The sequence below is a fragment of the Paraburkholderia phymatum genome (assembly GCF_038900715.1).
GTDB classification, from domain to species: domain Bacteria; phylum Pseudomonadota; class Gammaproteobacteria; order Burkholderiales; family Burkholderiaceae; genus Paraburkholderia; species Paraburkholderia phymatum_A.
Window position 1 is genome coordinate 254,950 of record NZ_JAYMRZ010000002.1, and the last position, 22,691, is coordinate 277,640.

Annotated in this window: 23 protein-coding genes; 10 read left to right on the top strand and 13 right to left on the bottom strand. The window is 65.2% G+C overall.

The genetic code is table 11. The features are described 5' to 3' along the window. Window positions 1-302: 302 nt before the first annotated feature. Window positions 303-950: a DsbA family oxidoreductase gene (locus VSR68_RS04410; RefSeq protein ID WP_342938624.1), complete on the bottom strand. Its 648-nt coding sequence runs from the start codon at window positions 948-950 to the stop codon at window positions 303-305. Window positions 951-1,134: 184 nt separating this feature from the next. Here VSR68_RS04410 and fusA point away from each other — a divergent pair, with 184 nt between their 5' ends. Continuing rightward, window positions 1,135-3,180: an elongation factor G gene (gene fusA / locus VSR68_RS04415; protein WP_342938625.1), complete on the top strand. Its 2,046-nt coding sequence runs from the start codon at window positions 1,135-1,137 to the stop codon at window positions 3,178-3,180. Between the two features lie 40 nt (window positions 3,181-3,220). Here fusA and VSR68_RS04420 read toward each other — a convergent pair whose 3' ends face one another. From VSR68_RS04420 to VSR68_RS04445, 6 genes are all read right to left on the bottom strand, one after another. Further along, the gene (locus VSR68_RS04420; protein WP_342938976.1) at window positions 3,221-3,892 is read right to left on the bottom strand and encodes a DUF2894 domain-containing protein; all 672 of its coding nucleotides are present in this window, start codon (window positions 3,890-3,892) and stop codon (window positions 3,221-3,223) included. A 35-nt stretch (window positions 3,893-3,927) separates the two neighbouring features. Further along, the gene (locus VSR68_RS04425; protein WP_342938626.1) at window positions 3,928-4,575 is read right to left on the bottom strand and encodes an OmpA family protein; all 648 of its coding nucleotides are present in this window, start codon (window positions 4,573-4,575) and stop codon (window positions 3,928-3,930) included. Further along, window positions 4,572-6,671, bottom strand: coding sequence for a DUF802 domain-containing protein (locus VSR68_RS04430; protein ID WP_342938627.1), 2,100 nt, complete (start codon window positions 6,669-6,671; stop codon window positions 4,572-4,574). The genes VSR68_RS04425 and VSR68_RS04430 overlap by 4 nt, the downstream gene beginning before the upstream one ends. A gap of 10 nt (window positions 6,672-6,681) precedes the next feature. Continuing rightward, window positions 6,682-7,434, bottom strand: coding sequence for a DUF3348 domain-containing protein (locus tag VSR68_RS04435; RefSeq protein WP_342938628.1), 753 nt, complete (start codon window positions 7,432-7,434; stop codon window positions 6,682-6,684). A gap of 291 nt (window positions 7,435-7,725) precedes the next feature. Beyond that, entirely contained in the window at window positions 7,726-8,742 is a 1,017-nt protein-coding gene (locus tag VSR68_RS04440; protein WP_342938629.1) for an alcohol dehydrogenase, read from the bottom strand. Between the two features lie 240 nt (window positions 8,743-8,982). Continuing rightward, window positions 8,983-9,930: a DMT family transporter gene (locus VSR68_RS04445; protein WP_342938630.1), complete on the bottom strand. Its 948-nt coding sequence runs from the start codon at window positions 9,928-9,930 to the stop codon at window positions 8,983-8,985. Window positions 9,931-10,180: 250 nt separating this feature from the next. Here VSR68_RS04445 and VSR68_RS04450 point away from each other — a divergent pair, with 250 nt between their 5' ends. Then, the gene (locus VSR68_RS04450; protein WP_342938631.1) at window positions 10,181-10,522 is read left to right on the top strand and encodes a zinc ribbon domain-containing protein YjdM; all 342 of its coding nucleotides are present in this window, start codon (window positions 10,181-10,183) and stop codon (window positions 10,520-10,522) included. 94 nt (window positions 10,523-10,616) lie between these two features. Here the strand turns inward: VSR68_RS04450 and VSR68_RS04455 are convergent, their stop codons facing one another. Together VSR68_RS04455 and VSR68_RS04460 are read right to left on the bottom strand one after the other, a co-directional pair. Continuing rightward, on the bottom strand, window positions 10,617-11,126 hold the full coding sequence (locus tag VSR68_RS04455; RefSeq protein ID WP_342938632.1) for a DUF1269 domain-containing protein: 510 nt from the start codon (window positions 11,124-11,126) through the stop codon (window positions 10,617-10,619). A 171-nt stretch (window positions 11,127-11,297) separates the two neighbouring features. Beyond that, window positions 11,298-11,582, bottom strand: a complete 285-nt coding sequence (locus tag VSR68_RS04460) for a hypothetical protein (protein ID WP_342938633.1) — start codon at window positions 11,580-11,582, stop codon at window positions 11,298-11,300. Window positions 11,583-11,846: 264 nt separating this feature from the next. Between VSR68_RS04460 and VSR68_RS04465 the strand changes: the two genes are divergently transcribed. From VSR68_RS04465 to VSR68_RS04480, 4 genes are all read left to right on the top strand, one after another. After that, entirely contained in the window at window positions 11,847-12,332 is a 486-nt protein-coding gene (locus VSR68_RS04465) for an adenosine-specific kinase (RefSeq protein WP_342938634.1), read from the top strand. 81 nt (window positions 12,333-12,413) lie between these two features. Continuing rightward, on the top strand, window positions 12,414-13,340 hold the full coding sequence (locus VSR68_RS04470; RefSeq protein ID WP_342938635.1) for a phosphorylase: 927 nt from the start codon (window positions 12,414-12,416) through the stop codon (window positions 13,338-13,340). Between the two features lie 35 nt (window positions 13,341-13,375). Further along, the gene (locus VSR68_RS04475) at window positions 13,376-14,413 is read left to right on the top strand and encodes a virginiamycin B lyase family protein (protein ID WP_428983453.1); all 1,038 of its coding nucleotides are present in this window, start codon (window positions 13,376-13,378) and stop codon (window positions 14,411-14,413) included. A 188-nt stretch (window positions 14,414-14,601) separates the two neighbouring features. After that, the gene (locus VSR68_RS04480) at window positions 14,602-15,231 is read left to right on the top strand and encodes an ABC transporter substrate-binding protein (protein WP_342938636.1); all 630 of its coding nucleotides are present in this window, start codon (window positions 14,602-14,604) and stop codon (window positions 15,229-15,231) included. Between the two features lie 75 nt (window positions 15,232-15,306). Here VSR68_RS04480 and VSR68_RS04485 read toward each other — a convergent pair whose 3' ends face one another. Together VSR68_RS04485 and VSR68_RS04490 are read right to left on the bottom strand one after the other, a co-directional pair. Further along, window positions 15,307-15,987, bottom strand: a complete 681-nt coding sequence (locus tag VSR68_RS04485) for a haloacid dehalogenase type II (RefSeq protein WP_342938637.1) — start codon at window positions 15,985-15,987, stop codon at window positions 15,307-15,309. Window positions 15,988-16,042: 55 nt separating this feature from the next. Then, a complete protein-coding gene (locus VSR68_RS04490) occupies window positions 16,043-16,672 on the bottom strand; it encodes a CGNR zinc finger domain-containing protein (protein ID WP_342938638.1) in 630 nt (209 codons plus the stop codon). Between the two features lie 173 nt (window positions 16,673-16,845). On the opposite strand from VSR68_RS04490, the gene VSR68_RS04495 reads away from it, so the two are divergent. The 3 genes from VSR68_RS04495 (at window position 16,846) to VSR68_RS04505 (ending at window position 19,552) form a co-directional block, all read left to right on the top strand. Beyond that, window positions 16,846-17,700, top strand: coding sequence for an alpha/beta hydrolase (locus VSR68_RS04495; RefSeq protein ID WP_342938639.1), 855 nt, complete (start codon window positions 16,846-16,848; stop codon window positions 17,698-17,700). A 77-nt stretch (window positions 17,701-17,777) separates the two neighbouring features. Continuing rightward, a complete protein-coding gene (locus tag VSR68_RS04500; RefSeq protein ID WP_342938640.1) occupies window positions 17,778-18,749 on the top strand; it encodes a zinc-binding alcohol dehydrogenase family protein in 972 nt (323 codons plus the stop codon). Window positions 18,750-18,781: 32 nt separating this feature from the next. Next, window positions 18,782-19,552 (top strand): SDR family oxidoreductase, encoded by a 771-nt coding sequence (locus VSR68_RS04505; protein ID WP_342938641.1) that lies wholly within the window; start codon window positions 18,782-18,784, stop codon window positions 19,550-19,552. A gap of 39 nt (window positions 19,553-19,591) precedes the next feature. Here the strand turns inward: VSR68_RS04505 and VSR68_RS04510 are convergent, their stop codons facing one another. Both VSR68_RS04510 and VSR68_RS04515 read right to left on the bottom strand, forming a co-directional pair. After that, window positions 19,592-20,305 carry a DUF2182 domain-containing protein gene (locus tag VSR68_RS04510; RefSeq protein ID WP_342938642.1) on the bottom strand — a complete coding sequence of 238 codons (714 nt, stop codon included), beginning with the start codon at window positions 20,303-20,305 and terminating at the stop codon, window positions 19,592-19,594. Window positions 20,306-20,526: 221 nt separating this feature from the next. Next, on the bottom strand, window positions 20,527-21,291 hold the full coding sequence (locus VSR68_RS04515) for a DUF899 domain-containing protein (RefSeq protein ID WP_342938643.1): 765 nt from the start codon (window positions 21,289-21,291) through the stop codon (window positions 20,527-20,529). A gap of 129 nt (window positions 21,292-21,420) precedes the next feature. Here VSR68_RS04515 and VSR68_RS04520 point away from each other — a divergent pair, with 129 nt between their 5' ends. After that, window positions 21,421-22,641, top strand: a complete 1,221-nt coding sequence (locus VSR68_RS04520) for a helix-turn-helix domain-containing protein (RefSeq protein WP_342938644.1) — start codon at window positions 21,421-21,423, stop codon at window positions 22,639-22,641. Window positions 22,642-22,691 lie beyond the last annotated feature (50 nt).

The window sequence follows — 22,691 nt, forward strand, 5'->3', positions numbered from 1 at the left end:
CCGACTTCGAGTGTAACGAGCACGGATGGCGTCTAAAGGAGGCGATCTCGTAGCGGGATGCGGGCGCGAGTGGAATAGCGCCGCGCGGGCTACGAAATGCAGGGGCGTGCGGATCGCACGAAGCGAAATACATCGCCGCGCTGCTGTCTGCGCACGGCGATGCGTGCGCAGACAGCGATGAAACTGCGGCTTTACATGATGCGCCTGTGGCGTCGCGCCCGGTTCACGGGTTCACGGGTTCACGGGTTCACGGGTTCACGGGCTCACGGGCTCACGGGCTCACCCGCTCACGCGACGAAAAACTACGCTTGCGGTTCGGCGAGAATCTGCTGGATGGCCTGCTCGAATGCTTCGGGCGGCTGTCCACCCGTCACCAGATAGCGCTGGTTGAAGATGATCGACGGCACCGACTCGATGCCCAACGACTGAGCCTCGTTTTCCTGTGCGCGCACATCTTCGGCATAGTCGGTGCTTTCGAGCACGGCGCGTGCCTGCGCTGCATCGAGCCCCACCGATTGCGCGGCTTCGACGAGCACATCGTGATTGCTCGGGTCCTTGCCCTCCGAATGATAGGCATGCAGCAGCGCGAGCTTGAGCGGCAATTGCTTGTCTTCGATGCCGGCCCATTGCAGCAGCCGATGCGCGTCGAACGTGTTGTACACGTGCTCGCGCGGCCCGAACACGAAGCCGACGCTTGCGCCGCGCTCGCGGATCGTCTCTTGTGTTTCAGCGATCTGTTCCGGCGTGCGTCCATATTTCTTGCCGAGATAATCGACGATGCGCTCGCCTTGCGGGCTCATCTGCGGATTCAACTCAAACGGATGCATGACGATCTGCGCATCGACCGAATCGCCGAGACGCGATAGCGCGAGCTGCAATGAAGACAGGCCGATAGCGCACCAGGGGCAGGCGATATCGGAGACGAAATCGATTCTGAGTGGTTGAGTCATGGGCCTTTCGATCAGGGAAGTTGGTGGAGATCAGCCCACCTTAACAGAATCCGCCGATATCGTTTTGCAGCGCGTCTTATGCCGCGCCGCAACACATCTGCCGGCTCTCGAATCATCGCCGCAGGTGGCGGCCCGCGCCGTTTTCACGAATAATGGCCGAACAACAGTCGCAGGGAGGACGGACATGGAATATCCACCCGAAGCCATCCGCACCATTGCGTTGGTCGGCCATGCCGGATGCGGCAAGACCTCGCTGATCGAGGCGCTGCTGCATCAGGGAGGCGCGATCCATGCGGCCGGCAGCGTCGACAAAGGCTCGACCGTCTGCGACTTCGATCCGCTGGAGCGCAAATACCACCACTCCCTGACCTCCGCGATCACCCACCTGCATTACCAGAACACCCGCATCTACCTCGCCGACACCCCTGGCTACCCCGACTTCTCCGGTCTCTCGATCAGCGCGCTGCCCGCCGTCGAAACGGCTGCGATCGTGGTCAACGCGCGCACGGGCATCGAGATGACGACGCGCCGCATGATGGCGTGGGCGGAAGCGCGCAAGCTGTGCAGGATCATCGTCGTGAACGGCATCGACGGCGAAAAGGTCAATCTGCCCGAACTGCTCGAAGAGATTCAGGAGACATTCGGCAAGACCTGCCTGCCCATCAATCTGCCCGCGCAAGGCGCACAGGCAGTGGTCGACTGCTTTTTCAATCCGTCCGGAGAAGCCGATTTTCTGTCGGTCGAATCCGCGCACGACGCGCTCGTCGATCAGGTGATCGAACTCGACGCGAAGCTGATGGAGCTATACCTCGAACAGGGCGAAGCGATCGAGCCCGCGCAGTTGCACGAGCCGTTCGAGCGCGCGCTGCGCGAGGGACATCTGGTGCCCGTGTGCTTTACGTCGTCGGCGACGGGCGCGGGCATTCAGGAACTGCTCGACGTGTTCGCGCGGTTGCTGCCGAATCCGCTCGAAGGCAACCCGCCCCTTTTCTATCGCGACGTCGATGGCCGTCGCGAGACGGTGCAGGCCGAGCCGTCCGCCGACAAGCACGTGCTCGCGCATGTGTTCAAGATCGTGATCGACCCTTACATCGGCAAGATGGCGGTGTTCCGCATCCATCAGGGCACGGTGCGGCGCGACAGCCAGCTGTATATCGGCGATGCGCGGCAGCCGTTCAAGGTCGCGCATCTGATGCTGCTGCAAGGCAAGGACCACGTGGACGTCACGGAGGCGGGCCCCGGCGACATCTGCGCGACCGCGAAGGTGGACGAGATCGGCTTCGATGCCGTGCTTCACGATGCGCCCGAAGACGGCAACATCCATCTCGCGCCGCTCGCGTTCCCGACGCCGATCTACGGTCTCGCGATCGAGCCCGAGCGGCGCGGCAACGAACAGCGTCTGTGGGAACTGCTGCAAAAGCTCGCGGCGGAAGATCCATGCCTGAAGATCGACCATCCCGTCGGCACCAACGAAACGGTCGTGCGCGGGCTCGGCGAACTGCATCTGCGGCACATGCTCGAACGGCTCGCCGATCAGTACAAGCTCGCCGTGATCACGCGGCCGCCGAAGATTGCGTATCGCGAGACCATTGGCGGCAAGGCCGAGGGCCATCACCGGCACAAGAAGCAGACGGGCGGCGCGGGACAGTTCGGCGAAGTGATGCTGCGCGTCGAGCCGCTGCCGCGCGGCGCGGGCTACGAGTTCGTCGATGCCGTCAAGGGCGGCGCGATTCCGGGCCAGTTCATTCCCGCCGTCGAGAAAGGCATCTTGCAGGTGATCGAGAGCGGGCCGCTCGCCGGCTTTCCGATGCAGGACGTGCGGATCACCGTGTTCGACGGCAAGAGCCATCCCGTCGATTCGAAGGAAGTCGCGTTCGTGACGGCGGGCCGCAAGGCGTTCATCGATGCCGTGCTCAAGGCCCAGCCGATCCTGCTCGAACCCATCGTCGACATCGAAGTGATGACGCCCGAAGCGACGATGGGCGACATCATCGGCGATCTGTCGGCGCGGCGCGCGCAGGTCCAGGGCACGCGCAACCTCGCGGGCCATGCGGTCGTGGTGGCGGGCAAGGTGCCGCTGTCGGAGCTGGCGGATTATCAGTCGCGCCTGAACGCGATTGCGGGCGGGCACGGCAATTACAGCATCGAATTGAGCCACTACGACCCGGTGCCGCCGAACCAGCAGGACAAGCTCGCTTCGCAGTACAAGAAGCAGAGCGACGCGGCTTAGCCGGCAGCGCGCCTGCACGTTTCAGCGCATCGGCGGCGCATCAGCGCGATCGGCTTCGCGCGCTCTTCTTCGTGCTTGAGGCGCGCGGCGCCTCTTTGGCGGGCGATGCGATGCCGCCCGTCAACTGCTCCATCCACGACAACGCATCGACATACGACAGGAACTGCTGCAAATACCCCGGCGACAACTCGCGCATCAGTGACAGCGACCGGTGCACGAGGCTGCTCGAATTGAGCGGGCCCGCATTGCCGGGCACCTGTTCGAGCGACTGGCGCAACTGCTTGTCGGCGCTGAGCTTCGACCAGGTTTGTCTGAAGTAATCGAGTGTTTCTTGCTGTGGGTTTGGCGACGGGCGGTGCTGTGCGTTGCCTTGCGCCGGCGACTGATTCGCCACGATGTAATCGGCCAGTTTGCCGAGCGGGCCGCGAGCGCGCGCGGGACTGTCGTCGAGCGCAGCGGCAGCGCATTTATCGTTCTCGCGGTTCAGATCGGCGGCATAGGCTTCGAGCAGCGCCGACAGACGCTCGTCGAGAATACGCCGCGCTTCGCCGTGATGAGCGGCTGCACGCCACGCCATCGCGTCGATGAAATGAAAGCGCATCGGGTCGAGCCGATCGGCGCGTTGCGCGCGCCATGCGTCGAGCGTCGCGCGCGCATGCGTTTCTGCTTGCGACGCTTGCTGACCTTGCTGGCCTTGCGCGTCGCTTTGCATTTCGCTGTCTGCGCCACCCGTCATGTCGTCCTGACTCACGGCGCCCGTCCGCCGCTCGACGAAGCCGGCCTCGGCACCGCCGCGATTTCGACGCGCCGGTTCCTGGCGCGTCCCACATCATCGGCATTCGAGCTGACAGGCTGCTCGGAGCCGAATGCCGCGGCAAACACCGACGAAGCGGGAATGCCCGCATCGATGAACGCGCGCGTCACCGTCAGCGCGCGCTGCGCCGACAGTTCCCAGTTGTCGGCGAAACGGCGGTTGCCCGCGCGCACCTGCTGGTCGTCGGCGAAACCGCTGACCATCAGGATCTCGTCGCGCGATTTCAGATACGTCGACAACGGCCCCGACAGGCTCTTCAGCAGTTCGCGGCCTTGCGGCTGCAACTGGTCGGAGTTCAGCGCGAACAGCACGTTGCCGCTGATGCCGATGCGTCCGTTGACGAGCGTCACCCGCCCCGCCGCCAGCGGCCCCGCGAGCGCCTGCTCGAGGGTCTTGCGGCGCTGCGCTTCCATCTGACGCTGCCTCACTTCGTCGTGGAGCCTCGTCGTCAGTTCGAGCTGCATGCCGATGACGCCCACCAGGATCAGTACGAACGCGCCCAGCAGCACCGACATCAGATCGCCGAAAGCCGCCCAGATGGGCGTCGTCGGCTCCATGCCGCCGTCGATTTCGTCGTTCATGCCGATTCGGCTCCCGCCGACGCCCGCTGCGCGGCAAGCTGCTGCAGGTCTTCGACGATCTGCTTCTGCGACAGCATGCTCAGGTCGATCACTTCCTTCGCCTGCGCGACGTAATAGGCAAGCTGCTCGTCGCTGCGCATCAGCGACTTGTCGAGCGCGGCTTCGATGCGCTGCAGATGGGCCGTCAGCTTGTCATTCGATTCGCCGAAGAGCTTCACGGCCACGCCGAACGCCTCGCCGAGGCTCGCCACCTCGACGGCGCTGCCCGTGACCTGCGCGGACACGTCGTTCAGCTTGCGGGTCTCCATCTCGACCTTGTCGGTGAACTGCGTGCCGACGCGAGCGAGCATATCCGCCGACGTCGCGACGAGCGCATCGACGGCCGTGCGCTGTTCCGTCGACGCGTGGTTCACGGCGTCGAGCAGCGTATCGAGCGTTTCGAGCAGACGGCTGCGCTCTTCGAGCATCGCATTGTCGCGCGCCATGCTGTCCGTGAGCTTCTGGCGCAGTTCCGCGATGACTTCGGCCGCAGCGCGTGGCGCTTCCGACGCGGCCTGCACGAGCCGGGAAATCTCCGCGATCGTGCCGCTCGCATGCGCCTGCGTCTGGGCGGAAATATCGCTGGCCGTGCGCGCGAGCGTGTCGCAGATTTCCTGCTGGCGGGTCGCGGCGCGCGCGCCAGTTTCTTCCCATTGCTTGCTCAGCGTTGTGGCCACTGCGTCGAGTGACGCGCGCCACGCCGCCAGACGCGCTTCGTCGCGCGCGGCCGATTGCGTCTGCAAATCGGCGTGCGACTGATCGACGGCGCGCAGCAGCGCCGCCGCGTGTTGCTCGAAGGTCGATGCGGCCGTCGCGAGCGCCTGCTGATTGCGATCCGCGATGGTCTCGCTGGCGCGCTCCTGCCGCGCCAACGCGTCGTTCCACGCTTGCGAGACGCAGCCCGCCGTGGCTTCGAGACGCGTCGATACGCCGTCGAGCAGACCCGCCGAGCGTTGCTCGAAGGTCTGCGTGAACTGATCGAGCGACGCGCGCAAATCCTGGACGAGCGATTCGCTCGACCGCTGATGTCCCGCGAGCGCCTTGCTCCACAGGTCCGAGACGGTCGCGGTCGTCGACTGGAAGCCGCTCGACAGCCCGTCGAGCTGTTGCTGCACCGCATGCGTGACCGTCTCGCGCAACGCGGCCATCTCGCGTGCGTGACCGGTCATCGTGGCCTCCATCGCCGGTTGCAGCGCGGCGCCGGCAGCGCGGGCGCTTTCGGCCGCGCTCTCCTTCAGCGACTGCGCCACCGACGACGCGAGACGCGCATACGCCGTTTCCGTCTTGCTGTGGAACGCGTGCTGGCTCGCGGCAAGGCGCTCGTTCAGCGCGAGGCTCTGGTGCTCGATGGCCGTCATCATCGTCTGCAGACGGTCGACCAGCGCGGGCATCATCTCGGCCTGACGCTGCATGAGCCTGAACGTGTCCTCGCGCTGCTGGCCCTGCGAATAGACGCGCAATGTGGTTGCGATCTTCGCGTCGAGCTGTTGCGCGGCCTGAGCCCGCTCGCGACGGCACAACGCGGACAGCAGCCCGAGCATCGCGGACGTCGCGACGCCTGCAATCGACGTGCCGAAGGCAAAGCCGAGTCCTCTGACGGGCGCCGCGAGCGATTCGCGGATTGCCTGGATGTCGGTCGCGCTGTCGAGCGCCGCGCCCGTGCCGCGCAGCGTCGTGACCATGCCGAGCAGCGTGCCCAGCATCCCCAGCAACACCAGCAGGCCGACCAGATACGGCGTCAGCGCCGGTCCCGGCAGCGCGACGCGCTCGCCCTCGATGCGCAGGCGCACCGCGCTGCGCAGCCCCGCATGCAGCCCGTCGAGCCACGCGGACAGACGCGGCGGCGTCCCGGACAGACCGGCGATGGCGCTCGTCAACGTCGAAGTCGCCTGCTGATAGCGGTGCAACTCCAGCGCGCCCGCCACGTAGCAGGCGGCAATCACCAGCGTGACCGTCAGCGCCAGCAGATTCGAGCCTATATAGCCCGCGCCGACCCAACCCACGGCAACGAGACCCACCAAAAACACAACGACAAAATCAATGCGATATCTGGACATGTTGTCCCAGTTAGCTGATGCGAAGGGCCGCGAGCAACCCTTCGACCGGTTGAAAACGAATTTCCAGTTCGGCGAGCAGTACGCCGTGCATGTCCTTGCGGAACACGTCGAGCCACGCGCCGGGCTTGACGGCAGGTGCAGCGCCTTCGGGGACGTGCGTGTCCGCCAGTTTGGCCAGCGCGTCCTGCTCGGCCTGGCGCAAGCGCTCGAAATGCGCGCGGAGCATGCCCGGCACGGCGGCCAGCAGGTTGTGCTCGCGCGCGCCCAGTGCGCGCTCCATGATCGCGTCGACGACCGCGAGCCGCGTCATCTCGGGCGTCTTCGCCGCCAGCATGCTCCGCAGCCGGCCGCGCAGATTGCCGATCGCGGTTTCCATCGACTGCTGCATCGCGAGATAGCGCTGCCGGAAATCCGCGTAATCGGGGGCCGGTTCGGTCGGCTCGCCCTGCGCGGATATCGGCGCTGAGCCGCGCCGGCGGGCCGAAGCTGACGCGTTGTCGCCGGCGATGGCTCTCGCAAGCGACGCGCGCACCTGCGCGCATTCGCTCTCGACGCCGCCGTGCGGCCGCGAGCCGCCAGCGACGGCGGGCGGACTGCCGTTCAGCGCCGTCGATAGCGCGATCGCGTCGGTCCAGCCGAGCCATTGACTCAACTGGTCCGACAGCGACTGACTGGACGCGGGAACGTCGACGGCCGTCAGGCGGGCCAGCAGCCGGACGAGCGACGGGCCGCTGACCGCTGCGCGCTGAGGGGCTTGAACCATACAACCAGAATCGTAAAAAGGCAGCAGTTTACACGCTGGCGGGGTGGCCGCCGTCAGCCGGAAATGATTTCGGCGATACGAAATCGGGCGTCGGCCGTGAAAGCCCCGCGCATCAAGGGCGAGCGCAATCGTGGCCGCTATCGCCTGATGTGCGATAGCGGCCACGCGCGCCGCACCGGCCCACGCCGACGCGGCCCGATGCAGCGCCCGATACACCGGCCCGATGAAGCGGCCCGATGAAGCGGCCCGATGCATCGGCCCGATGCGGCTGATCGGCAGCGTGGGACCGCGCTAGCTCATCGTCAGCACGACGCGAAAGCGCGCGGCGCCGCTCATCATGCGATCGTAGGCTTCGGCCGCGCGTTCGAGCGGATAGGTCTCGATCATCGGCTTGACGCCGGACAGCGCACTGAACGCGAGCGTGTCCTCCGAATCGGCCGATGTGCCCGACGGCCAGCCCTGCACCGCGTTGCGGCCCATGATGAACTGCACGCTCGGCACCTCGATCGGCTTCTCCGCGACGCCCACGATGATCAGCTTGCCGTCGAGCGCGAGTCCGCCGAGCGTGGCCGTCATCGCGTCGCCGTTCGTCACGGTCGCGAGCACCACTTTCGCGCCGCCCAGAGCGCGCAGCGCATCAGCCACGTTTTGCGTGCGGCTGTCGATGTAATGATGCGCGCCGAGCTGTTTCGCGAGCGGCGCCTTGTCCTCGCCTCGCGCGATCGCGACGGTGCGAAAACCCATCCGCTGCGCGAATTGCACGCCCAGATGCCCGAGCCCGCCGATGCCGAGAATCGCGACGACATCCCCCGCGCGCGCGCCGCTGTTTCGCAATGCATTGAAGGTGGTGATGCCCGCGCAGAGCAGCGGCGCGGCGTCCACGTCGTCGAGTTCCGACGGCATGCGCGCGAGCGCTTCGACGGGCGCCACCAGATACTCGGCGTATCCGCCGTCATAGCTGATGCCCGGCACCTGCGCGTTCTCGCACACGACGAAGTGGCCGCGCCGGCAATTCGCGCAATGTCCGCAGTGGCCGCCATGCCAGCCCACGCCCACGCGCTCGCCCGCCTTCCACCCTCCGACGCCCGCGCCCAGCGTATCGATCACGCCCGCCACCTCGTGTCCCGGCACGCGCGGATATTGCAAGCCCGGCCACAGCCCGTCCTTCGTCATCGAATCGCTGTGGCAGATGCCGCACGCCTGCACCTTGATCAACACATGACCGGGGCCGGGCGCGGGCACGTCGCGCTCCACGATCTCCAGCGCCCCGCCGGGGCCGCCGACCTGTACCGCTCTCATCTTTCGCATCGAATTTGCTCCAGTCGAAGAACAGTCACTCCAGCGCGGCCAGGCTCGCGTCGGCCATACCTTCGGACGCGCCGCATCGCGACGCAGCCGGCTGGTCCGTCAGGGATAGTAGGTGGAGAAGCGCGCGCCCGCAATTGAGCGGTCGAATCGGGGCGAATGTGGTCGAATCGGTTGAATCCCGGTGACGCCATGCGCTCGCCGACGGCAATCACGGATGCGACGGCCGACGAATACGGCCGTTCACACCGAGCCGATTTTTCCGCGGCGTCGTTGTCGTGTGAACAGGTTGTTCAGCCACTCGCGGCCATTGACGACCATCATGCCCGCGAGCACGAGCACACTGCCCGCGAGAAAGCCCGGATCGAGCCGCTCTTGCAACAGCAGCCCGCCCATCGCGACGCCGAATATCGGCGACATGAACGACAGCACGCCCAGGCGCGACGCGAGATAGATGCGCAGCAGCCAGAACCAGACCGCATAGCTGATGAAGCAGACGACGATCGCCTGAAACCCGAGACTCGTCCAGACGAGCGGCGTGCCGTGAAAATGGAACTGGCCCGTGATGGCCGCGAACGGCAGCAATACCGCAAAGGCCCACGCCAGCTGATAGAACAGCGTCTGCGTAGCGGGCGCTTCGCTCAGACGCGTCGCGCGCACCGCGACCGTCGTCATGCCCCACGCGGCGCCTCCGCAGATGCCCAGCAGGTCGCCGAGCATCCAGTTCGACGACGACGGATCGCCGCCGCCCTTCGTGCCCGGCCCGACAAACGTGACGACGATGCCGACGAACGCGATCGCGATGCCCGTCCATTGCATGCGCGTCAGGCGCTCGGAAGGCAGCGCCATTTGCAGGCCGACTGCGGCGAACATCGGTGCGGTGTACAGGAACACGGCCATATGAGAGGCCGTCGTCCATCGCAGGCCTTCCGCCACGAACAGAAACTCGGCGGCGAACAATATGCCGACCAGCGCTCCCGGCCTCAGCGCGACGCCCGGCACCCAGTTGTCGCGGATGATCATTCTGCCGAACACCCAGACCAGCACGGCCGCGACGCCCGAGCGCATCGACACCTGAAGCAGCGGCGAGACATCGCTCGCTATCGATTTCATCGCGACCTGTTGCAGCCCCCATACGAGGCACAGAATCACCATGCTTGTAACGGCAAAACCGTCTAGAGTTTTTCTCATCGATGTTCGTCAGCAGGTCTGGGGCAAAGCGGGTCTGCTCATGGCTCGCGGGGAGCTAGATTTTCGACGATTTGCGCTGCGATGTCGAATCCGCGCTCGCGCTGGTGCGGCGGGTCACTGTCGTTGCGGACGAGTCCGGCGTACTGCGGATAGCGAACGCTCATTGCCCCAGGTCGACGAGCCAGCGACACGACACCGTTATACTCTCGCACTTTCTTTTATTCGCGTCGTCGCGTACCAGGGATTCACCATGACCGCATTGCCCCCTTGCCCGAAATGCCATTCCGAATTCACGTATGAAGATGCGGGCGTCTTCATTTGCCCCGAGTGCGCGCACGAATGGACAGCGCAAGCCGCGGGACCTGCCGAAGCGACAGCGAAGGTCTATCGCGATTCAGCCGGCAACGTGCTGCAAGACGGCGATACCGTCACGGTCATCAAGGACCTGAAACTGAAGGGATCGGGCGGCGTGGTCAAGATGGGCACCAAAGTGAAGAACATCCGTCTGGTGGATAGCGATCACGATATCGACTGCAAGATCGAGGGCTTTGGCGCGATGAGCCTGAAATCGGAATTCGTCAGGAAAGCGTGACGGGTTTCACGTCATTGCGATTCCGTGTGTCCGGCAACGAGTCGTTTCCGGACACACGGTAATCCGCTGAACGGCCGACGCGAGCGATGCATGCTCACGGGAAAATCGGCGTGGTGGGCTCGGCGCCTTCGAGATCGGCCTTCGGGAAATGCTGCGCGACCATCTGCTCGATCTCATGCTCACGCGAGCCGGGGACGTCGGCCATGATCAGTATCTGGCCGTCGCGTATCGCGTTGCGGAAGCGTTCGAGTCGCGTGTTGGGTTCGTCGACGCCGATCATCGCCGCCGTCCATGCGCCGAAGCCCGCGCCCGCCAGCGTCAATCCGACGACGGCGCCGCCCGCTATCGCCAGCTCGGCGGGCGGAAAGACGAGCGCCACGAGCCCGACCAACGCGCCCGTCGCGCCGCCGAGCGCCACGCCGCGCTCCAGTGCATGCACGACGTCGCTGCTTTGCAGCAGCGATGCCTGAGGCAACTGCTCGAGCGTAACGCTGTGATTCGCGAGCACGTGGATGTGGCGCCACGTGATGCGCGCCCGCAGCAGGTCGTCTACGATCGCCTTCGCTGTCAGCGCGTCAGGTACGAGAAAATAAAGGCGTCTCATGTCGGCTCTCCGTCAAACTTACGGTGATCCGCGAGGGGATGATGCGTTCATCGTACGCCTGTTGAAGCACGCCAGCGCGTGGCTGTCCGCCAATGTCATGACGCGCGGACATAGTGCGGACATGTTGCGCAGCCGCAGACGGCTTGCGCAACGAGGATCGCGCAACGAACCTCAGGCGTGTCCCGTCACGAATTTTTTCGTCGCATGGTAGCCGTGCTTCGTCGCATCGGCGACGGCGTGTCCCGCCGACTGCGCGCCGTGGCCAATCGCATGACCGGCCGACTTTGCGCCGTGGCCGACCGCGCGCGCCGCGTGGCCCACCGCGTGGCCCGTGTCCCGGCCCGCCGTCTTGGCGTCTTCCTTGAACTGGTGAGCGCCCGAAGCGAGGCTTGCATGCGCCAGCGGACTGGCCATGACCAGCGCGGCGACGATGATCGAAATTCTGGTCTTTTTCATGGCCCCGATTGTCCCACGCAGAATGATTGCGCGCGGTATATGGCTGGTAAGCATTCGTCCTTCTTTGTATCGCGATGTTTCCGCTCGTGGCGCGCAAAATATGCCAGGAATATGCGTTTTGCCCGGCGCTTTCGCTGATGCGCGGTTGGTACTAGTCTAGAAGGCGGGTCCAGGACGGACCGCGCGCATGCGCTGCGCGCCAGCCACGTTCATCCGTCCGTGACGCGTTCTCACGTCGTTCTGCGCACCGGAGCGAGGTTCGCCATGCAATTGTCCGCCGTCAAGGTCGTCAAGCCCGAAGCGACCAACTTCATTCTCGGGCACAGCCACTTCATCAAATCCGTCGAGGATATTCACGAGGCGATGGTCGGCACCGTGCCCGGCATCAAGTTCGGCCTCGCGTTTTGCGAGGCATCCGGCAAGCGGCTCGTCCGACGCTCGGGCACCGACGAAAGTCTCGTCGAGATGGCGTGCCAGAATGCGACGAACGTCGGCGCGGGCCACAGCTTCTTCGTGTTTCTCGGCGACGGCTTTTTCCCCGTCAACGTGCTGAACACGATCAAGTCGGTGCCCGAGGTATGCCGCATATTTTGCGCGACGGCGAATCCCGTCGAAGTGCTGATCGCCGAAACGGATCAGGGGCGCGGCATCGTCGGCGTGATCGACGGCTTTCCGCCTGTGGGCGTCGAAAGCGCGGACGACGTGCAATGGCGCAAGGATCTGTTGCGCACCATCGGATACAAACTGTAGCCACTGCGAGTGTGCAAACCTCGCGCTGACGTCGTGCACACGTCGTACACACATCGCGCGCCGCTCGCCAGCCGACCAGACATGGAACAACAACGACGCCTCGCGTCGGGCACGCTATGGCCCGCCATTCTTCGACAGACGGAACACGCGCTACGCTGCGGCGCGATGCAACCGATCGACACGCAACAGGCGGCGATCGAAAGCGGCGGCATCCGCTTTCTCGTGCGGCAGGTGTCGAGCCTGACGCGCAAGGAGCAGCAGCGCGCGCAGGCGGCCAAAGTTCAGACGGCGAAGCGCCCTTCCGTGAACCCGTTCCTGCCATACGAGCCTGATCTGTTCGTCGCCGATATCTCCGACACGCATCTCGCGTTGCTCAACAAGTTCAACGTCATCGATCATCATCTGCTGATCGTCACGCGCGCGTTCGAGCGCCAGGAGGCGCTGCTCGATCTCGCCGACTTCGAAGCGCTGCTGGCGTGCATGGCGGAGTTCGACGGCATCGGCTTTTATAACGCGGGGGCAGCAGCGGGTGCGAGCCAGCCGCACAAGCATCTGCAGATCGTGCCGCTGCCGCTCGGCGATGCCGGTCCGCTCGTGCCCATCGAACCGATGCTCGCGACGGCTGTCGTCGACGGCCCGGCGGCACGCGCGCCGGGTCTGCCGTTTCGGCACGCGTTCGCGCGCTTCGAACCCGATGCGATGGCATCCGCCGATGCGGCCAGGCTCGCGCTTGCCTGCTATCACACGCTGCTCGAAGCGGCGGGCGTCGGCGCGGTCGACATCGACGGAGAACGCTGTCACGCGACGCCATACAACCTGCTCGTCACGCGCGAGTGGATGCTGCTCGTGCCCAGATCGGATGAGCGCGTCGAAGGCGTATCGGTGAACGCGTTGGGATTCGCGGGATCGCTGTTCGTGCGCGACGCGGCGCAGATGGATGTGATCGAGCGGCTCGGCCCGATGACGGTTTTGCAACGCGTCGCGCTGCCCGCGAACGCGTCGCGATGATGCGAGTGATTCGTGCCGAAGCGAGGGAGGCGGACATGCTGAAGATCGTCGCGATGGATCGGATCGCGGCAACGCTGCGCAAGATTCTCGAAGCCCGCAACGCACGCGTTGTCGCCGCGTTGGCGCTCGCGTGTGTCGCGCTCGCGGGCGCGGCGCAGACGCGGCCCGCTTCGTTCGACAGCTTCGCTGTGCCGTCGGGCAGCGCGCCTCATGACGTCGCGCCGTCGCCGGACGGCACCGTGTGGTTCACCGCGCAGGCGCGAGGCTCGGCGGGAAGGCTCGATCCGCGCAGCGGCAAGATAGACAGCATTGCGCTCGGCAGCGGATCGGCGCCGCATGGCGTGATCGTCGGACCGGACCAGGCGGCGTGGATCACCGATGGCGGCCAGAACGCGATCGTCCGTGTCGATTCGAAGACACTCGCCGTCACGCGCTTTCCGTTGCCGAAGGACCGTCCGAACGCCAATCTCAACACGGCCGTTTTCGACAAGCAGGGACATCTGTGGTTTACGGGGCAAAGCGGCATCTACGGCGAGCTCGATCCGAAGCGCGGCACGATGCGCGTGTTCGACGCGCCGCATGGTGCGGGCCCGTATGGCATCTGCGTGACGCCTGATGGCGGGCTGTACTTCGCGTCGCTCGCGGGCAGTTACCTCGGCCATATCGATCCCGCGACAGGCGCCGCGCAAGTCATCGAGCCGCCGACGCCGGATCAGGGCGCGCGCCGCGTCTGGTCCGATTCGCACGGGCGCGTGTGGATCAGCGAATGGAACGCGGGACGCGTGGGCATGTTCGATCCGTCGACGCAGCGCTGGCGCGAATGGCGTCTGCCCGGCGACAACCCGCATGCGTATGCGATCTTCGTCGACGATCACGATATCGTCTGGCTCAGCGAATGGAGCGCGAATGCGCTGGTGCGCTTCGATCCGCACACCGAGCGCTTCGACGTGCTCCCGCTGCCGCGCGACCACGCGAACGTGCGCCAGATGATGGGCCGCGCGGGCGAAGTGTGGCTGTCCGAATCCGCGACCGATCATCTCGTGCGCTACCCGGCAGGCGCTGCAAAAAACTAACGGGCGACTGACGGACGCGACGCCACCGGCGCACGCGCGCATCGCACATCGCGCCGCACCGCGCCGCGGGCAGCTTGTCTGCCAAAAACAGCGGCCGCCCCTACAATAGGCTGCGCCGCAAGATCTCGCGCGCGCCGCGCCGGGCGCGACCCACGCAATCACATGACGAGTTCGCCGATATGAGACTCATGAGACTTCGATTTCTCATTGCCTTTCTCTTTGCCGTCTTCGCGTTTTGCACGGGCGCATCGGCACAGACCGTCGACAGTTCCGATCCGCAGGCGTTGATCAAGACGGTCACGCAGCAGGTGCTCGACGAAGTGCGCCAGCGCGCGATCGAGCCGACCGACATTCCGCGCATCATGGACATCGTGAATCGCGACATCCTGCCGTATATCGACTTCGAGCATACGACGCGTCTTGCAGTGGGCCGCCACTGGCGAACGGCGACGCCCGAGCAGCAGAAGCAGCTCGTCCAGCAGTTCCAGACGCTGTTGATACACCTGTATTCGGGCGCGCTTGCGCAGCTTCGCCCGGACCAGCAGATCGAATATCCGCCGATGCGTTTTTCGCCGACCGATACCGACACCGTCGTGCGCACGATCGCGATCACGAATGCACAGCCCGTCGAGATCGACTACCGTCTGCGCAAGACGCCGCAAGGCTGGCGCGTGTACGACCTCAACGTGCTCGGCGCGTGGCTCGTGCAGACCTATCGTCAGCAGTTCGGCGAGACGATCCAGCAGAGCGGCGGCATCGATGGGCTGATCCGCTTTCTCACCGACCGCAACGAGCAACTCGCGTCGGGCAAGCAGTGAAACGCAACGCTCGGCGATATGAATACGTTCGAGCCTTAAATGCGAAGCAGTGAATGAAACGCCCAGCGCGCTGCGTTATTTCGCGGCGCCGAACAGCTTCGCCAGCGCATCGAGTCCGGTCACTTCCCAGTCCGGCTTCTGGCCCATTTCCTCGAAGACCTTGCCGCCCCGATTGATCCACGCCGTCGGAAAGCCGAAATAACGCGCGCCCGTCGCATCCCATGCATTCGACGACACGAACAGGATCTCCGTCCGGTTCAGCCCGAACGCATGCTCCGCCAGTTCGTACGCGCGATTGTCCGGCTTGTACACGCGCACGGGATCGACGCTCAGCAGATGATCGAAGCTGTTGCGCAGCCCCGCATGGCCGACCACTGCGCCTATCGAATGCGGAGAGCCGTTCGACAGGATCGCCAGCTTCAGGCCGCGCTGCCGCAGTTCGCGCAACGCGTCGGGCACTTCCGCGAACGGTTGCAGATGCAGATACGCATCGGACAGCGAGCGGCACGCGTCGTCGTCCAGCGCGAGGCCGAGATGCCGGCCCGTATAGCGCAACGCTTCTTCCGTCACGTGCTCGAACGGGATATAGCGGTTCATCAGGCTGCGCAGCCACGTGTATTCGAGCTGCTTCTGCCGCCATACGTTGCTGATCTCCTGCCCGCGCCCGGGGAATTGCTCGTCGCATCGGGTGGAAACGGAGTGAACGTCGAACAACGTGCCGTAGAGATCGAATGCAATCGCTTTGATGTGGTCCATGCCATGTTCTCCAGATAAACGCGAAGGTCTTTATCGAGGCCTTAACCCGCAGGCCTCAACCCTTCGCTTCCTTCAATCGCGCCCGATGCGCCGCCACTTTCGCGCGATTGCCGCAGACCGCCATACTGCACCAGCGGCGCGCGTGGCCTCGCGTGTGATCGGCGAAAAGCAGCGTGCATTTGGGCCCTTCGCACGCTTTCACCTGTGTGAAGTCTTCTTCGCAGACGAGCCGCGCGAGTGCTTCCGCGATCGGCATCAGTAACGACTCCGCCGATTGCCATTTGCGCGTCATGCGAAACGTCAGCGCCGTTGCTTCTTCCGGCCCGTTCGCGACGATCTGGCCGTGCTGTTCATCGCGTGCGAGCAACTGGTTGAGCGGCTCCAGCTCGCGCAAGTCCTTGACGGCGAGCGCGCGACCTTTCCTTTTCTGTACGTATCCCCTGAACCATTCGCGCAGACTGCGCGCCTTCGCGGCGACCTCGTCGAGTTCCGCGGACGTGGACTGCGCGCGCAGGGCCGCCAGCACGTCAGCCGGAACCATGCCCGCCTGTTCGAGCCAGCCGAGCAGACCTTCGCCGTCGCTGATCCAGTCGACGGGCTCGTCGACGGGTGTCGCAACCGAATTCAGGAAATCAAGGCCGGGCGCATCGGCCACGAACATCGCCGGTATGACGCGGTAGTCCATTGCGTGTCTAACGTGTGTTGACGATGACTTCATCGTAACCGCTAAAAATCTTCTTGACAAGTTACATCTTCACTTTGTAACCTGCATATCACCGTTTTGACAGTTACATAGGACGAGGCGAAAAGCCCCGATCCGAAGTCGGTAGCAACCCCAACCCTTACGGAGAGAACGCCATGTCCACGATTGCCCATCGCCATGCCGACGTTGACGGCTTCAACGTGTTCTATCGGGAAGCCGGCCGCCCCGGCGCGCCGAAGTTGCTGCTGCTGCACGGCTTTCCGACTTCGAGCCACATGTTCCGCGACCTGATTCCACTACTCGCGGAGCGCTTCCATATCGTCGCGCCGGATCTGCCGGGCTTCGGCCAGTCGGACATGCCTGATCGCAGCGTTTTCGCGTACACCTTCGACAACCTCGCCAACGTGATCGACCGCTTCACCGAAGTGATCGGCTTCGACCGCTACGCGGTGTACGTTTTCGATTACGGCGCGCCGACGGGCTTCCGTCTCGCGCTCAAGCACCCCGAGCGGATCACGGCGATCGTTTCGCAAAACGGCAACGCGTATGTGGAGGGACTGAGCGAAGGCTGGAATCCGATTCGCGCGTACTGGCAGGACCCGTCGCAAGCGAACCGCGACGCGCTGCGCGCGATGCTGACCAAAGAGACAACCGTCTGGCAATACACGCATGGCGTGCCCGACACTGCTGCGGTATCGCCCGATGGCTACTCGCTCGACGACTACTACATGAGCCGTCCCGGCGCGCATGAAGTCCAGCTCGATCTGTTCGGCGACTATCGAAGCAACGTCGCGTTGTATCCGGCGTTCCAGGAGTATTTCCGCACGCATCAGCCGCCGTTCCTCGCCGTGTGGGGCAAGAACGATCCGTTCTTCCTGCCCCTCGGCGCCGAAGCGTTCAAGCGCGACATCCCCAACGCGGACGTGCGCTTCTTCGACACCGGCCACTTCGCGCTCGAAACGCACGCGCAAGAAATCGCCGCGGCCATTTCCGGATTCCTGATTCGCTGATTCGCTGATTCGCGGACGCGTCGTCCGCTTTATCGCATCGCGTCGACCGACGCTGCATCTACCTTGGGAGAATCTTCATGCGTGCAATCGTGCTCGAAAAATTCGGCGGCCTCGATAGCCTCGTCTACACGGAACTGCCGGAACCGGAGCCGCTGGAAGGCCACGTCGTCATCGAAATCAAGGCATTCGGCATCAACCACGCCGAAATGCACATGCGGCGCGGCGAGTGGGCAGAAGCGGCGAAGGTCAGCGGCATCGAATGCGTGGGCATCGTCAAGTCGTGTCCGGGCGGCGAGTTTCCGGTCGGCGCGAAGGTGGCCGCGTTGATGGGCGGCCTCGGCCGCACGATCAATGGAAGCTACGCGGAATACACGCGTGCGCCCGTTTCCAACGTCGCGCTGATCGAATCCGATCTGCCGTGGGCCGAGCTTGCGGCGATTCCGGAAACATATGCGACGGCATGGACGTGCCTGTTCCGCAACCTCGACATCAGCGAAGGACAGACGCTGGTGATTCGCGGCGCGACGTCGTCGTTTGGACAGGCGGCCGTCAAGCTCGCCGTGAACGCGGGCGCAAAAGTGATCGCGACGACGCGCAATCCGGCGCGCTTCGCGATGCTCGACAAGCTGGGCGCATTGCGCGCCGAACTCGAAGGCCCCGATCTGTCGAAGCGCATTGCCGAAGCGAAGCAGATCGACGCCGTGCTCGATCTCGTCGGCAACAGCACGATTCTCGATTCGCTCGCGATGTTGCGGCGAGGCGGCCGCGCGTGTCTCGCGGGCTGGCTCGGCGGCCTCGCGCCCATTGCCGACTTCAATCCGCTGCTGCAAATGTCGAGCGGCGTGTACCTGACGTTTTTCGGCAGCTTCGTGTTCGGCACGCCGGGCTTTCCGCTCTCCGACGTACCGCTGCAAGCGATCGCCGCCGATGTCGCGGCGGGCCGCCTCAGCGCGAAGCCGTCGCGTGTGTTCGGCTTCGATGAGATTCGCGAAGCGCACCGCGTGATGGAAGCGAACGAAGCGGGCGGCAAGATGGTCGTGGTCCACTGACGCGTGATGATCGACGAAACCAGGAGAACGTCATGTCCGGCAAAGTAGCGATCGTCACGGGTGCGAGCCAGGGCATCGGCCGTTCGACGGCCATCAGGCTCGCGCGCGACTTCGATGCGATCGTGCTCGTCGCGCGCAACCGCGAGAATCTGGAGCAGACGGCGAGCGCCGTCAGGCAGGCGGGCGCGGAGGCGCTTGCCGTCGACGTCGATCTGTCGTTAGCCGAAGCGGCTCGACAGGTTGTCGACGCAACGCTTGCATCGTTCGGACGGGTCGACGCGTTGCTCAATATCGCGGGAGCGGTGCCGCAGATCGACGTGTTCGACATGACCGATGACGAATGGGATCGCGGCCTCGCGTTGAAGCTGCATGGCGCGCGGCGTCTGACGGTCGCGGCGTGGCCGTCGCTGAAGAAAACGTCGGGGTCCGTCGTCCTGATGTCCGGCAACTCGGCGCTTTTTCCGAAGGCGCCGTATGCGGCCGTCGGCACGATCAACGCGGCGATCGTTGCGCTCGCCAAGGCGTTTTCGGATCGCGGCATCGCGGACGGCGTGCAGGTCAACAGCGTGCTGCCCGGACCCGTGATGACGGGACGCCGCCGCTCGTATCTCGAACATTGGGCGCCGCTGCACGCGATGACTGTCGAAGAGGCGACCGCGAAGTTTCCGATGGACGCGGGCATCGCGCGGTATGGCACGCCGGAGGAAATCGCCGAACTGATGGCGTTCATCGTTTCGCCGGGCGCGCGATGGATGACAGGCACGACGCTGCGAATGGATGGAGGCGAAGTGAAATCGATCTGACTTCTGAAAGCCGGCAACGCGTTGTGCGTGTGCCGGCCTTCAACCGAACGCAAATGCACGCGCGATCATCGTCATACCCATCGCCATGACGAGCACGCCGGTCGCACGCGCAACGCGATCGCCAGCAGGCGCGAGACGTTCGGCGGTAATGGCCGCCGTCACGAAGGCCATTGCGTAAAGATTCATGATGCCGTCGATCAACAGCACAGCGGTCAGGCCGGCGCAGCAATAGCAGCAGTGCGCGCCGAGGCGAAGGCCATGCAGCCAGGCCGCGCGGGCGTGTGCTGGCAGCGCGCAACCGCTCATGAATGTACAGCGGCAGCACGCAAGATGACGCGCCTTCAACGCACTGAACTGCACCACGCCTGCGATGAGAACAACCACGCCTGCCGCGAAGGGAATCGCGCGAGCGAGGGTCGCGAAGTGCAGCGAGAGCGCCGTCGTCGCGGCGCCCAGCGCGAGCACGGCCACGCCTGCAACGGTCCAAACGAAGAAATAGCCGACGCTCACGAGCGTCGTCAACGGTGCGACGCTTCTACCGTCCGTTCCATTCCTTGCGCGTGTCGAGCCGACTGCCTCGTGATAGCGCCACAGCACGGGTGCGAGAGACGGCAGCATCATCGCGATCATCATCACGAGCCACATGCCGACGAACGACGCTGCGGCGCGCGGCCATCTCTGTCCGCACATCGGGGCCCATGTCATCGACAGGCTCCAGCCGCCGGGCATCGGCATGTCGCCCATCGCCGACATCGACGTGCACCAGACGATCGTCGATGCCGCGCAGACGGCGAAGACGAGTGCAACGATGGCGAAAAAGATCCGCCGCGAGGATCGCCGTGAATTCCGCCGTGAATTCCGCCGTGAATTCCGCCGTGAATTTCGCCGCAAAGCCCGCCGCAAAGTCCGCGACGAAACCGCCCGCTGCGAAACATTGCGCCCGATGGCAGCGCCGATGGTGTCCACGACGAGCCTCAGCGCTGCGCGTATTCGTCGTGACGACGCCACCAGATGCCCTGCTCGTTGCGCCCTCTCGGCGCGCGATCGAGCCACTGGTACATGCCCCACAGACCGTCGAGGCCGCGCGCGTACGTCGAGTACGTGTGATACACGACGCCGTCTTCGATGACGAACGCGCTCATGCCTGGCCGATCGCGCGAGTAGGTCGGCGCATCGGTGCCGCACGTGGCGGCGAACTCGACGACGGGTTTCGGCGCAGGCTCGACGTCCATTGCGTGCCCGCCGCGCTCGAAGTTGTACTCGACGTCGCCGGCGCGCTGCTGCTCCTCGGTGAACGACACGTTGAAGTCGAAGTTGAAGTCGCTGCCGCTCGCCGATGCCCACGGAAACGTCCAGCCCATCCGCTTCCGGTACGCGTGCAGTTTGGCGAGCGGCGCACGGGAAACGGCCGTCAGCATCACATCGTGATTCGCCAGATGAACGGCGAAGCCGTTGAAGCCGTCCGCAATCGACGAGCACGACGGGCAGCCCGCCGTATAGTCCGGCCCGAACATGAAGTGATAGACGAGCAGTTGCGATCGTCCCCTGAACAGGTCCGAGAGCGTGGCGCGCCCGTCATCCGTGTCGAACGCGTACGCCTTGTCGACGCGAACCCAGGGCAGCGCCTGACGTTGACGCGCCAGCTCGTCGCTGCGCCGCGTCAGCGCCTTTTCCGCCTCCAGCAGTTCGAGCCGCGCAGCCAGCCATTGCTGGCGTGTTCCTGTTGTATGAGTGGTCATCGTGGGTTCCTCCGTTGAATGTCGCGCGCCGGTCGATGCGTCGCCGATGCGCCGTTTTCGTGAATCGACGTGTGCTAGATTAGGGCCGCCCATCGGATGGATGGGAGTGACAAATGTGACGGGATTCGGATGGACGCACTCATCGCCGCTGCGGCGCGCGCGCTCGCGGCAGGTGATCCCCTCGGCGCGCTGAACCGCGTCGCGTTGCGCGACGACGCGCCCGCGCTCGCGCTGCGCGGCATCGCGATGGCGCAGCTCGGCGATCTCGTTCGCGCGAAGGCGCTCGTGCGAAGCGCGGCGCGCGCCTTCGGTCCCAAAGAGGCCGTCGCACGCGCGCGATGCATCGTCGCCGAAGCCGAAATCGCGCTGGCTTCGCGCGACCTCGGCTGGCCCGCGAAATCGCTCGACGCCGCGCGCGCGACGCTCGAAGCGCACGGCGACCATCTCAACGCCGCGCATGCGCGGTATCTCGAAGTCAGGCGCCTGCTACTGATCGGCCGTCTCGGCGAGGCCGAGCGCCTGCTCGACGGATTCGATCCCGCGCCCTTCCCGCCCGCTTCGAGCGCCGCGCACGAGCTGATCGTGGCGGGCATCGCGATGCGCCGGCTGCGCACGAAGACGGCACGCGCCGCGCTCGCTCGCGCCGGGCGCGCTGCCCGTCACGCGGGCATTCCGGGACTTACGGCCGAGGTCGAAAGCGCTGCGCGTCTGCTGGACTCGCCGGCTGCGCGGCTGATCGCGCGTGGCGAAGAACGGCTCCTGCTGCTCGACGAAGTGGAGGCGCTGATGGCGTCGAACGCGCTCGTCGTCGATGCATGCAGGAACCTCGTGCGCGATGCGGGCAGTGTCGTCGCGCTCGCGACGCGTCCCGTGCTGTTCAATCTCGCCCGCGTGCTCGCGGAGGCGTGGCCCGCCGACGTGCCGCGCGATACGCTCATCGCGCGCGCATTCCGGATGAAGCACGCCGACGAGTCGCATCGCGCGCGCCTGCGCGTAGAGATGGGACGGCTGCGGACGATGCTCGGCGCACTCGCCGACGTCACGGCGACGCGGCGCGGCTTTGCGCTCGTGCCACGGCGCGCGCCCGAGGTCGTCGTGCTCGCGCGGCCCGTCGAAGAAGAACACGCGGCGATGCTCGCTTTTCTCGCCGATGGCGAATCGTGGTCGAGCTCGGCGCTCGCGCTTGCGCTCGGCGCGAGCCAGCGCACGGTGCAGCGCGCGCTCGATTCGCTTGCGGCGGCCGGCAAGGTGCAGTCGTTCGGGCGCGGGCGCGCGCGCCGCTGGATGACGCCGCCGATGCCCGGATTCGCGACGGCTTTGTTACTCCCCACGCCGCTACCCATCGACTAGCATGAGAGGCTCGACGCTTCACCGACCATTGTTACTCCCCACGCCGCTAC

Excerpts from the sequence above, each read along its gene's own strand:
- VSR68_RS04410 (WP_342938624.1), bottom strand. The coding sequence starts at position 950 with ATGACTCAACCACTCAGAATCGATTTCGTCTCCGATATCGCCTGCCCC.
- fusA (WP_342938625.1), top strand. The coding sequence starts at position 1,135 with ATGGAATATCCACCCGAAGCCATCCGCACCATTGCGTTGGTCGGCCAT.
- VSR68_RS04420 (WP_342938976.1), bottom strand. The coding sequence starts at position 3,892 with ATGCAAAGCGACGCGCAAGGCCAGCAAGGTCAGCAAGCGTCGCAAGCA.
- VSR68_RS04425 (WP_342938626.1), bottom strand. The coding sequence starts at position 4,575 with ATGAACGACGAAATCGACGGCGGCATGGAGCCGACGACGCCCATCTGG.
- VSR68_RS04430 (WP_342938627.1), bottom strand. The coding sequence starts at position 6,671 with ATGTCCAGATATCGCATTGATTTTGTCGTTGTGTTTTTGGTGGGTCTC.
- VSR68_RS04435 (WP_342938628.1), bottom strand. The coding sequence starts at position 7,434 with ATGGTTCAAGCCCCTCAGCGCGCAGCGGTCAGCGGCCCGTCGCTCGTC.
- VSR68_RS04440 (WP_342938629.1), bottom strand. The coding sequence starts at position 8,742 with ATGCGAAAGATGAGAGCGGTACAGGTCGGCGGCCCCGGCGGGGCGCTG.
- VSR68_RS04445 (WP_342938630.1), bottom strand. The coding sequence starts at position 9,930 with ATGAGAAAAACTCTAGACGGTTTTGCCGTTACAAGCATGGTGATTCTG.
- VSR68_RS04450 (WP_342938631.1), top strand. The coding sequence starts at position 10,181 with ATGACCGCATTGCCCCCTTGCCCGAAATGCCATTCCGAATTCACGTAT.
- VSR68_RS04455 (WP_342938632.1), bottom strand. The coding sequence starts at position 11,126 with ATGAGACGCCTTTATTTTCTCGTACCTGACGCGCTGACAGCGAAGGCG.
- VSR68_RS04460 (WP_342938633.1), bottom strand. The coding sequence starts at position 11,582 with ATGAAAAAGACCAGAATTTCGATCATCGTCGCCGCGCTGGTCATGGCC.
- VSR68_RS04465 (WP_342938634.1), top strand. The coding sequence starts at position 11,847 with ATGCAATTGTCCGCCGTCAAGGTCGTCAAGCCCGAAGCGACCAACTTC.
- VSR68_RS04470 (WP_342938635.1), top strand. The coding sequence starts at position 12,414 with ATGGAACAACAACGACGCCTCGCGTCGGGCACGCTATGGCCCGCCATT.
- VSR68_RS04475 (WP_428983453.1), top strand. The coding sequence starts at position 13,376 with ATGCTGAAGATCGTCGCGATGGATCGGATCGCGGCAACGCTGCGCAAG.
- VSR68_RS04480 (WP_342938636.1), top strand. The coding sequence starts at position 14,602 with ATGAGACTTCGATTTCTCATTGCCTTTCTCTTTGCCGTCTTCGCGTTT.
- VSR68_RS04485 (WP_342938637.1), bottom strand. The coding sequence starts at position 15,987 with ATGGACCACATCAAAGCGATTGCATTCGATCTCTACGGCACGTTGTTC.
- VSR68_RS04490 (WP_342938638.1), bottom strand. The coding sequence starts at position 16,672 with ATGGACTACCGCGTCATACCGGCGATGTTCGTGGCCGATGCGCCCGGC.
- VSR68_RS04495 (WP_342938639.1), top strand. The coding sequence starts at position 16,846 with ATGTCCACGATTGCCCATCGCCATGCCGACGTTGACGGCTTCAACGTG.
- VSR68_RS04500 (WP_342938640.1), top strand. The coding sequence starts at position 17,778 with ATGCGTGCAATCGTGCTCGAAAAATTCGGCGGCCTCGATAGCCTCGTC.
- VSR68_RS04505 (WP_342938641.1), top strand. The coding sequence starts at position 18,782 with ATGTCCGGCAAAGTAGCGATCGTCACGGGTGCGAGCCAGGGCATCGGC.
- VSR68_RS04510 (WP_342938642.1), bottom strand. The coding sequence starts at position 20,305 with ATGTCGGCGATGGGCGACATGCCGATGCCCGGCGGCTGGAGCCTGTCG.
- VSR68_RS04515 (WP_342938643.1), bottom strand. The coding sequence starts at position 21,291 with ATGACCACTCATACAACAGGAACACGCCAGCAATGGCTGGCTGCGCGG.
- VSR68_RS04520 (WP_342938644.1), top strand. The coding sequence starts at position 21,421 with ATGGACGCACTCATCGCCGCTGCGGCGCGCGCGCTCGCGGCAGGTGAT.